The sequence below is a fragment of the Desulfosarcina sp. genome, from assembly GCF_055467485.1.
This window is the reverse complement of sequence record NZ_JBUOIV010000096.1, coordinates 1-10,629: the sequence shown is the minus strand read 5'-3', so window position 1 is coordinate 10,629 and position 10,629 is coordinate 1. Positions and strand designations below refer to the sequence as shown.

Annotated in this window: 3 protein-coding genes; all 3 read right to left on the bottom strand. The window is 57.7% G+C overall.

Annotation, left to right across the window (positions count from 1 at the left end; genetic code table 11):
- On the bottom strand, nt 1-5,007 hold a 5,007-nt coding region (locus ACZCED_RS23865; protein ID WP_464861961.1), incomplete at its 3' end, for an Ig-like domain-containing protein.
- Between the two features lie 955 nt (nt 5,008-5,962).
- The gene (locus tag ACZCED_RS23860; protein ID WP_464861960.1) at nt 5,963-8,854 is read right to left on the bottom strand and encodes a response regulator; all 2,892 of its coding nucleotides are present in this window, start codon (nt 8,852-8,854) and stop codon (nt 5,963-5,965) included.
- 517 nt (nt 8,855-9,371) lie between these two features.
- On the bottom strand, nt 9,372-10,629 hold a 1,258-nt coding region (locus ACZCED_RS23855), incomplete at its 5' end, for a M20 family metallopeptidase (RefSeq protein ID WP_464861959.1).

Below are 10,629 nucleotides of genomic sequence, written 5' to 3'. Positions count from 1 at the left end.
GATGCGATAGGTCACCGTGTACGGGGAGCCGGGGCCGACATCGAGCTTGAGATGGTTGTCGCCGTCCAGGGCCTCGGTCGGGGCGGGCCAGACGGTCAGCTGCCCGGCGGCGGCCTCAATGTATGGCCGACCCCTGACCAGCAGCCGGACGGGCCGGTCGTCGGCCGCCGTGTAGCCGAAGGTAATGTAGGGGATGGGCTTACCGTCCGCCTCCAGGACGTGCCCGGCGGGGTCACGGCTGCCCGATCCACTCAGGCCTTTTAAAGAGGTGTATACCGGAAAATGGCGCAGCGGTGCGTCCTGGGTGACATAATCGTCTTCAATGCGGATGGTCTGAAAGGCAACGCTGCCTTTGATCAGGTCGTCGGCCGGCAATTCATCGACCACCGACAGCCGCGGCGGTTGATCCGGCTTGATATGCACGACCCGGATTTCACGGGCTTGGTTGCCGTAGGCATCGAGCGCCTCGGCCACCAGCACAAACTGGCTGCCGGTTTCATCCAGGGGATCATAGGCCGACAGATCGATGGCCAGTTCTCCGGTAGCGGCTGAGGTGGTGTTCAATCCACTGACATCGGCCAGCATTTGATCGGGATCATCCTCGATGTAAACCCTGTAGGCGCTCAGGGAAATATTGTCCGAGAACTGGACTTCGGCCGTCAGGGGCTGCTGCTCATACACGGTTTCCGGCGGCTCGAGGATATGGATTTGCGGGGCCTGTTCATCGCCCAGGATCGTAATGTCGATGCCAGGCGTGGCGGTGGTGTTGATGCCGTGGTCCCGGGCTTTGACCACAAAGGCAAAGGTTTCACCGACATGCTCCAGGTAGTTTAGGGGCAGTTTGATGCGGGCTTTGAAATCCATGTAGAAACGCTGGCCCACGATCACCGAGCCGAAGGATTTGGGATTGGGAACCCGCACGGTTTCCAGGCGGTCATTGCGCGAGAAGGCGGACCAGCTGAATATCTTTTCATTGCCTTGGCTGTCTATCAGAACCGGGACCAGATCCGCGATATAAAAATTGTCGTCGCCCTGGCCCTCCACCGTAAAGGAGGTGCCGGGCGTCAAGCGGAAGGGGCCGTCCGGCCGGTCCAGGCTGATGCGGGGGGCCTCCAGGTCATCGAGAATCTCCATGTCAAGCAGCGCTTCGGCGCTCAAACCGGCATCATCAGTGGCGCGCACCCCGATGGTGATGGGGGCCTCCTGTCCCTCGGGCCGGTGGGGCACCCGCATGCCGGCCGACAGGTACTGCCCGGCCTGGGCCGAGGCCACGGCAGCCGCAGAAAATGTTTTCGAAAAAAGTGTTTGACCGTCCTGTTGGATGAAGAACACCGCCGATTGCACCGCGCGGTTGTCGGTCACCGCGGCCGTCAGGGTAAACTGCTCGCCCTCGGTCAGGCGCGACCCCTGGGCCGGATTGCGGATCGAAATCTGCGGCGGCTCGTCGCTGACCAGGGAGTAGCGCCATTCGGTGCTCGATGGGTTGCCGAAAACATCGGTTGCCACCAGGTTGATCAACAATTCATCCCCCGCTGCGGGCAGCGTGTAGGAAAACTGGCCGTCTTGGCTGCGCATGCTGAGATTGCGGGAATGGATGGGACTGCCGTCCACCAGAAACTGGATGGCGTCCAGCGGCGACTCGTCGACGGCTTTCCAGTGGATGGTCACCGCTTCGCCATGATACAGGTTGGCGCCCTGGATGGGCTGGCTGATGCCCGCCAGGGGCCCGCGGGTGTCCGCCGCGACCGGGAATTCGAAGTTAAACGGTCCGGCCGCATCCGACCGCCGGCCGCGGTTGTCAACGGCCACGATGGCGGCCCGGATCGTGTGGGCGTCGTTGCTGAGACCGAGGGCCGCCAGGTCCAGAACAAAGGATTCCTGGACATTGGCAGCCGGGATGTTGAGGGTCTTGCCGGTTGACTGAAGGCTGGTGGCCGCACCATCCAAATAATAATCCACCGCCAGGGCCGTGACGGCCCGATCATCGCGGGCTTGAATATCCAGCGTCACCGTGTCCCTGGCAAAATAGCGCTCCCGGTCGCTGCCGACGTGAACGATGAAGGGATCATGATCCGGACCGACGGCGATCACCATGGATGTCGTGGATGAATTGCCCGTGCGGTCGAAGGCCGTCACCGCCACCGGGTAGCGGTCATGGGCGATGCCGGCTGCGCCGGAAAACAAGGGCACCCGCACCAGTTTCAGCGCTGAAAAGGCGTGCAGGGCCCCCGGTATCTGCTGGGGCGCAAACGCATCGCCGGCCAGCACATGCTCCGGGTTGCCGGTCAGAACGTACTGGCTGCCCTGCTGCTCGATGCCCCGCAGTTCGAGGCGATCGACGGACACGTTGTCATAGCCGGCGATCTTGACGACGACTTCGCTGTCTTCGATCACTTCGGCCAGGGGATCTCCTCCCTCGGTGGCGGTAATTTCCGGTGACACGAAATTGACCACCGGCGGCTGTTCATCTTTTCCCAGGGTCACAAATACATCGGCACTGCGGGCTTGCTGGCTGCGGCTGTCGATGGCAATGGCAAAAATCTTGAGGGACTGTTCCTGTGTCAGGCCCGCCAGGGTTTCGTATTGAAAACTGTAAGGATGGCGGGTGTCCGATCCGGCCAGGCGGTCGGACACATAAAAATCCACCCGTTGCACGCGGATGTCATCGGTGGCGTCGGCCCGAATTTCGATGGGCAGCCCGGCCACAAAATGAGCGCCGTCCACCGGATGGGAGATGGCGATGTTGGGGGGGTGATCGGCTTTGACCGGCAGCACGAGTTCCTCTGACTTTGAAACCAGACCGTGAAAATCGACCGCCTCCAGGTGCAACCGCAGGGTGGTTCCCAGCATCTCTTCCACCACGGGAACGGCAAAGGTGTGGCTGGCTTTCTGAACGCCGAAGCTGCCCGCAAAGCGCTTGCCCGCCTCTTCATAGCGAAGGAAGTCCACGGCCTCCCCGTTCAGGTAAAGGGCCACACTCATCCCGAGCGCCAGGGTGTCGTCGGCCAGTTCGCCAACCAGATCGACGGTCTGTCCGACGCTGGCAGAGGCCCCCGGCACCGGCGCGGTGATCGCGACCGCCGGCGGGCTGTTTTCGATAACGCGGATCAAACGGGCCTCGGTATTGCCCCGGCCGCCGCTGCGGGTGTGGGTGACGGCATGAAACGCCAGGCTGGTCTCGCTGGTTGAAACGGCCCCCACCAGGCCGTCAACGCGCCAGATCTCAAAAGTCGCGGTTTGCCCCGGGCCGACGGAGCGCTCTTCGTAGAGGGGAAAGTGGCTCTCCCCCATGAGCTTGCCGTCCAGGAAAAATTCCACGTAGGAAATGCCGCTGCCGGAATAGCTGCCGGTGGTGTCCAGCGCCACCTGGCAGCGGATGGGACTGCCCTCCACAAACCGCTGCATGGCCGCCGGCAACTCGACGTCGACCTCGGGGACCTGGACTTTGAGATCGGCCACCACCTTGACCGGCAGGTCCGGGGTTTGGATTTGCTGCCCGGCCGTATCCAGAGCGGCGGCACGAAACACCTGGGTTTCGTTGATCAGGGTCTCGGGTATCTCCAGGGCAAGTTCATAGGGCGGCTGCCGGCGGGTGCCGACCTCGCCACCGTTCATGAAAAAGCGGACCTCCGACACGCCGACATCATCGCTGGCATCCGCAGAAAGCACCAGGGTGCTGCCGGCCCGGAGCTGGGCGGGCAGGTCGAGCTGAACCGACGGCAGGGCGTCGACGGCCAGCACCGGCACCCGGGCCAGGATGTCCGGCTGATGCTTCAACCGCACGGTAAGCTGAACCGGGGTGGAAGGCGGTACAATGGCCCTGGCCCGCAGGCCGTGGGTGGGATCGATCTCGATGATTCCGGTGGCGCCTTCATCTAAACTGTACTCCAGCGCAAACTGGGAGCTGATTTCAGATTCGCTGTCGTCGTCAAAGACCCCCAGGAAATGGGGCCAGGCAAACCACCCGTTCAGCCGCTCGAGCACCCACTGGCCCAGGGCGTTCAAGGGCTCCACTTTAAGGCCGGCCAGGTATTTGCTCAGATCGACCTGAACCGGTACGGTCACCGGATCCAGGTCCGGATATGTCACGGTAATCGAAACATCCGCTGCGGCGGTTTCGGCCAGGGGATAGACGATGCCGCCGGTGGTTACGGCAATCAGATCCGGATGGGAAGAGCTGTAGCTCACCCCGGTACCGGGGCCGGGAAGCGGTGTGCGCCCCCGGAACTGGTAATCCACCGAAGGCGTGATCGTGGCCGTCTCCAGCAGGTTGGAGAAAAAGATCCGGGCCGGCTGCACCTGAAGATTCGCGGCGGCTTCGACGACATCTTCGCCGGTAAAGGATATTTTAGACAGGGCGGCCTGGTTGCCTGACGCATCGACGGCCACGGCATCCAGCAGAACGACCCCGTCGTGGGCGATGGCGGCGGCACTGAGCTCGGCGGTGACTTCAAGCGCCAGTTCAAACTCCTGCTGATCGTCACGGACCGGATACACCCGCTGCCGGCCCCCGGTGGCGGCAAAGGCCTGCTCCCGGGCCCGGGCCACCACGCCGCCGGCCGCCCGCAGGTCCGAGGCGCGCAGACCGGTGGCGGAAAACCCGACGTAGCTGATATCGACATCGTCCTGGGCCGTTACGTTGATGACCAGGTACTGGGCGCCGTCGATGTCGACCAGATGGACCCCCTCGAAAGCAATCCGGGGAGCATTTTTTTCGACCTCAAAGACTTCATGGTGAACCCGGCTGGGTCCGTTGACAAACTGGAGGGTAACCTGGGGATGATAGCGCTCGCTGCCGGTTCCTGAGAACGCAAATTCACAACCGGTGGAGGAGCCCGCCAGACGGCCAGCCTCGGATGGCGAAGCCGTCAACTGGGTGTCGCCTGCGCTCACTTCAAGGGAAGTCAGATCGCTGCAGTCCTGAATAACAACCTTGTAGAAGACCTCATTCTGGTTTGTCCACAGGTCTCCGGCGGTTCGGATATCGATATCCACCTCGGCATTCACACTGGAAACCCATCCGGTCAGGAAGAACAGGCCAAGCCAAAAAGCCCGAAAAAGGCCCCATTGTCTATTTTTGCGGCATGCAATCGAAAACAAGCCAACCCCCTTTTCGTGGTGTATTGCCATTAACGTTTAAACGCGAGCCGCCGGTGTCGTATCCGGCAGTTGGATTTTTCTAATTTCGATCTTGTTGGGGGACATTCTCCGTGAATACGGTTGGATATCCTCACCAATCGTCTGATTCCGCATATCGGTGTTCACGAATATAGGCAATCACGGCTTAATCAGCCTCGATCATTTCATAATTAGAAATGGTATGTAAACGGCGGGAATAAAGGGTGTTGATTCCTGAGGGTGGTGGCGGGTTTTGCGCTTGAAAACATGCCCGGTCAGATCTTTCGCAACGTTGAATTCGGGTCCGGTTCTTCATCGTAAAACAGGATTCAATATATTCATGTCGGGCGCTGCTCGAACTTAATCACTATCGGTCAATTTTCTGCATTTCCGACCGGATGCATTTCAGTGAACGACCAAATACCAGTTTGACAGAAAAATAGCAAGCACCAAATCAATTTTTTTCGTAACATTACAACAGTTTACACTATTTTACTTTTTTTTACTCCTTTTTACTTATTTTGACAATATTTTACGATATTTTACAGTTCGATGCCCGCAGCATGGTATTCCGTCGGGCATAAATAGGGCTAAGTCATTCTTTATAGCATCTATTTGAAATCATTGTACTGAGACGAAATTATTGAATTGTCTCGCAAAGACGCCAAGACGCAAAGAAAAACAGAGAAACCTTAGCGCCTTTGCGTCTGCGAGAGGTAATTAGAGGTCAAGTGCAGACTCGCCCCTTTCGGATTATAGTGTTTTAAATTACTTGATATTTTTTTTGCAAACATGAGGACGTTCCGGCGAGTGGGCAGGGAGGCGGGATCTCATCATTTGAAGCCTATATTGGCGAATCGGAAGCCTGCAGGGCTTCCCGGATCTTGTGAGACAATTGTTTGACATCAAATGGTTTCTGAATGAAGCTATGGGCGCCTTGCTTTAAAATATCATCGGCCACACTGTCCATGGTGTATCCGCTGGAAAAAAGCACCCTGACCCGGGAATCGATTTCTTTTAACCGTTCATATGTCTCAGCACCGTTCATTTCAGGCATAATCACATCCAGAATTACCAGGTCTACTTTGGCTCTGTCCTGCCGGTAAATCTCAAGGCCCTCGCTGCCGCCCGCGGCAACCAGAACCTGATATCCCAGTTTCTCCAGCAAGGCTTTGCCGACCTCCAGAATCATATCCTCGTCATCGATCAGCAGAATAGTGCCGGTTCCCGTCAATCGTTCTTCGGACTCGGCTTCAGCTTCGCGGACGGGTTTGTCCGAAGCCGGCAGGTAAATGGTAAATGTGGTCCCTTTGCCGAGTTCGCTTTGGGCGGTGATGATGCCATCGTGGTTTTTGATAATACCATAGGCCGATGCCAGCCCCAACCCGGTACCCCGACCTCTTTCCTTGGTGGTAAAAAACGGGTCGAAAATTCGTTTGCGGGTTTTTTCATCCATGCCGACCCCGGTATCGGTAATGGATATCGCGACATAATTTCCCGGTTCAACGTTAAACGGTCTGGTGAATTTGTCCTCGAGTATGGCGTTTTCGGTCTGGATATACAGCTGACCGCCATCGGGCATGGCCTGCCAGGCATTGACATACAGGTTCAACAGCACCTGGTCGATCTGGCTGCTGTCGACTTCCACGGACCAGATATTTTCCTGGAGTTTGAGATTGACCGACAGCTCCTTTTTGGTGCGAGCAAACATGCCGGCATTTTTTTCGATCAATTGGTTCAGATCGACCGGTGCAACCTGGTACTTGCCGCCCCGGGCGAATCCGAGCAGCTGATTGGTGAGTTCCACAGCCCGCTTGACGTGGTCTTCGATTCCTTTGAGCTGCTCGTAGTGCTGCAAAGACTCATCCGTGTCCAGCAGCATCAACGAGGTTCGGCCCTGGATGCCCATCAGCAGGTTGTTGAAGTCGTGGGCAATGCCGCCGGCCAGGGTGCCGATGGCCTGCATGCGTTCGGCTTTCTGCAGCTGATCCTGCAGCTGTTCCTGTTCGGTGACATCCCGCAAAACACCCTGGATGGCGGTTTGCTCCTGAAATGTGACCAGCGAGGTGGAGACTTCCGCCCGGAATGTGGACCCATCCTTGCGGATGACCTGGTAAACCTGCCGGTCATAGCGCATAAACTTGCCTGCCAAGCGCTCCTGGATCAGGCCGGTGATGGTATCGCGGTCGGCGGGACGGATCACATCCCACAGGGTCGCCGCGAGTCCTTCCTCCATGGTATAGCCGAACAGGCTGCAGATTCTGCGGTTTAAAAACAGGAAGCGCCCGGAAGGGATCTGGCAGATAAAATAGCCGTCCAGCGTATTTTCCACCAGGGAGCGATACCGCCCCTCGCTTTGCTGCAAGGCCTCTTCAACCTGTTCGCGTTTGGCAATGTCCGCCAGCAATTCTTGGTTCAGCCGTTTTAACTCGTCCGTGCGCTTGTCGACGCGATGCTCCAACCGCTCATTGATCTCGGATAATTTTGCATTGGCCCGGCTGAGGTGCCGCCGCATCTGATTGTAGGTATCCCCCAGCAGCTGAAATTCATCATGGGTTCCCAGTTGGAGGTCTTTGGGATCGGCGATTTGGGCGTCTCGCATGGATTCCGCCAGCTTCTCCAGGGGATTCAGGACGATTTTGCGAAACTGAATCCGGAAAAAAAATATAAAAGCGAACAGCGCCAGGGCGGTGAACAGCAGCACAAAGGCGATGATGGTGAGTTTGGCTTTGACCTGCGAGGAGTTGTCCCGGATCAGCAGCAGCGAATAATGATCATCGGATGATTTTCCGAGCAGATCAATGGGTTCATAGTAAATGGTGGTTTTGCTGTTTTCCAGCCGGACGTTTTCGGCCATTCCGCTGTTGCCGCTCAACGCATCGGCGACGATCTTTGAAACCCGGGGGTCCCAATCCAATTTAACTTCTTTGGTCTGGTGGTAGCCGGTTTTATCCTGGATAGACCCTCCGGCCGCATCCCGGATGAGCACATTTTTGGTCAATTTATTCAGATTGTAGAGCTCGCGCAGTTTATTGCGGTCGGGATGCGCGATAATGGCCCCTTCGGTGTCGATGACAACGGCATACAGGTCTTTGGCGTCCAGGTAGTTTTGAACCATCCGCTGCAGTTCGTCGAAATTGATGTCCGTGCCCATAACGCCGATGAAGCGGTTGTATTTATAAATCGGATGGAATGCGGAGGCCACCGGTTTGTCACCGGTCATCGAGTAGTATGACTTGGACATGAAAGGACGGTAGTTTCGATTTTCCGTTATTTTGCGAAACCACCAGCGCTGCCCTCGGTGGCCCAGCGGGCCGAAGCTGCGGCTGGTCTGGTCGCCGGAAGCATCCTGCACAAAAAAGAGTTCCACAAAATCATAGTGTTTCTGGATGTTCACCAGCAGGGCCGGTCCACTGTTGTCTTTGATACCCGATGAGGTGTCATATTCGCGGTTGTAAGCCGCCGCGCGCCGCGACCAGTCCCGCGGGGCGGCTGCCACGTGTTCGATAATTTCGGGGTTAATCGACAGCAGGTAGTTCAAAGTGAAGGCATGGTCGACAAATCCCTTGACGCTGCTGGCGAGGCCTTTCAGGTGCAGTTTGTCCTTTTCGATCACGTCCGCGGAATATTGTTGCAGCAAAAACAGGGTGATCGTCACCGAGGAAACCATGATCGAGATGACGACGGACAACACGATCAGGAGATTGAATTTTGACGCGACGGTTTTCTGTTTCATGGTTATTCAAGCCGAGAGATGGTGTATTGCCCTGAGAAGCTGATATGGTGGCAACATGTTGTCAGAATCTGAAGCTTTCAGGTTTCAGTGTTCAGGTGTCAGGTGTCAGGATATAGCGCCATAAATCACTGATACCGGAACCCTCACATGAAACCGTTTATGACAAAAATTTAGGGCGGGCCACCGTGCCCGCCAAAACCGGTCGGCACGGTGGCCGACCCTACGATGGGACAGAGCCGTCATTATTGAACGTTCGATGCTTTCAGTCCGCCTTTGAAGGATTGGATGTTCGACCTGCCCGCAATGCCTTTATATATGGCTGGGCTACGCTGACCATTTGTCTCCAGAATGAATGATCGTAAGAATTCACCGTATTATTCATGGCAGGCGGGTGCTCAATGATCATCTTTTAAACAAGCCCATCGGGCATAACTGCAGCGCCTGAAAATTCATCAAATAGCGTAGCGCTTATGTGGTTTATCCGAGCCGCAGCCATGCGCTACCGTTAGCCGCTGATTTAACTACCGCAGCGATTAGGTTGGCCGGAGGAGTTTTCCGCCAGGTCCCAAAACAGACCGGCCATGATCTGCAGGCCCTCCCTGACAATGGGGGCCAGTAGATGTTCATCGGGTGCGTGCTGCGAGCAGCCGCCGTAGGAATGGGGCACCCAGATGGTCGGCATCCCGAGAACATCGCTGAAGGCGTCATTGGGTATGGTTCCGCCCAGGTTGGGTAGAAAAGCCGGCTTTTGTCCGCTGGTCCTCTGCAGCGATGAAATGGCCCATTGGGCCCAGGGGTTATCCGGATCCATGCGGGTGGCCGGATACCAGGTTTCACGGGGCGGCACGATTTCAATCATCGTAAACCCATGATCGTCCAGGTGTTTTCGAACGGCCGCAACGAAATCATTGGGATTGCAGCCGGCCACGAACCGCACGTGCATTCGGGCCCAGGCGCTGGGCGGGATGGCGTGCGCCGGTGCGGCCGGGTTGCCGCACTCAAAGGCCAGCACCTCCAGGGTGTTCCAGCCGTATACCTTTTCAGCTCGGCTCAGTCCGGGCTCACCCCAGTTCGGGTCGATGGCGGGACCCTGGCGGCCGGTGACCTCCAGCTCGGCCAGGGCCCGTTTGACGGAATCCGGAATGCCGGCCGGTTTGAGCCCCTCGACCAGGATGCGGCCCCGGGCATCGGCCATCGAGGCGATGGCATTGGCCAGGATGATCCCCGGATTGGCCAGCAGCCCGCCCCAGTTGCCGGAATGATGAGCGCCGTTTCTGAGATTACACCGCAAATCAAAATTATAATAGGACCGGCTGCCGCCGAAAATGGTCGGCTGCTGCGGGTCGATGCGCGGTCCGTCCGAAGCGATGAGCACATCGGCCGTCAGGGTCTCTTTTTCCCGCCCGCAGACCTGGTGCAGCCCGGCCGAACCCATTTCCTCTCCCATTTCGATCAACACCTTGACGTTGAATCCCAGGGGCTGCCGTTCTGCCAAAACGCAGGCCAGGGCCGCCAGGTTGTCGGCGGTGCCGCGGCCGTACCAGCGCTCTCCCTCCTGGATCAACTGCCAGGGTGCAAGCCCGTCGCGCCAGCGCCCGTCCATGGCCAGCACCGTGTCTCCGTGGCCGTAGATCAGTACCGTGGGCAGGTTTTCGCCTTCCAGCCGCTGGCCGATTAAAAACGGCAGCCGGGGATTGGCCGGGTTTTCCACCAGCCGGCAGGAAAACCTCATATTTTCGAGATAAGGCGCAATCGCCCCGGTCAGATAGTTCTTG

Excerpts from the sequence above, each read along its gene's own strand:
- ACZCED_RS23860 (WP_464861960.1), bottom strand. The coding sequence starts at position 8,854 with ATGAAACAGAAAACCGTCGCGTCAAAATTCAATCTCCTGATCGTGTTG.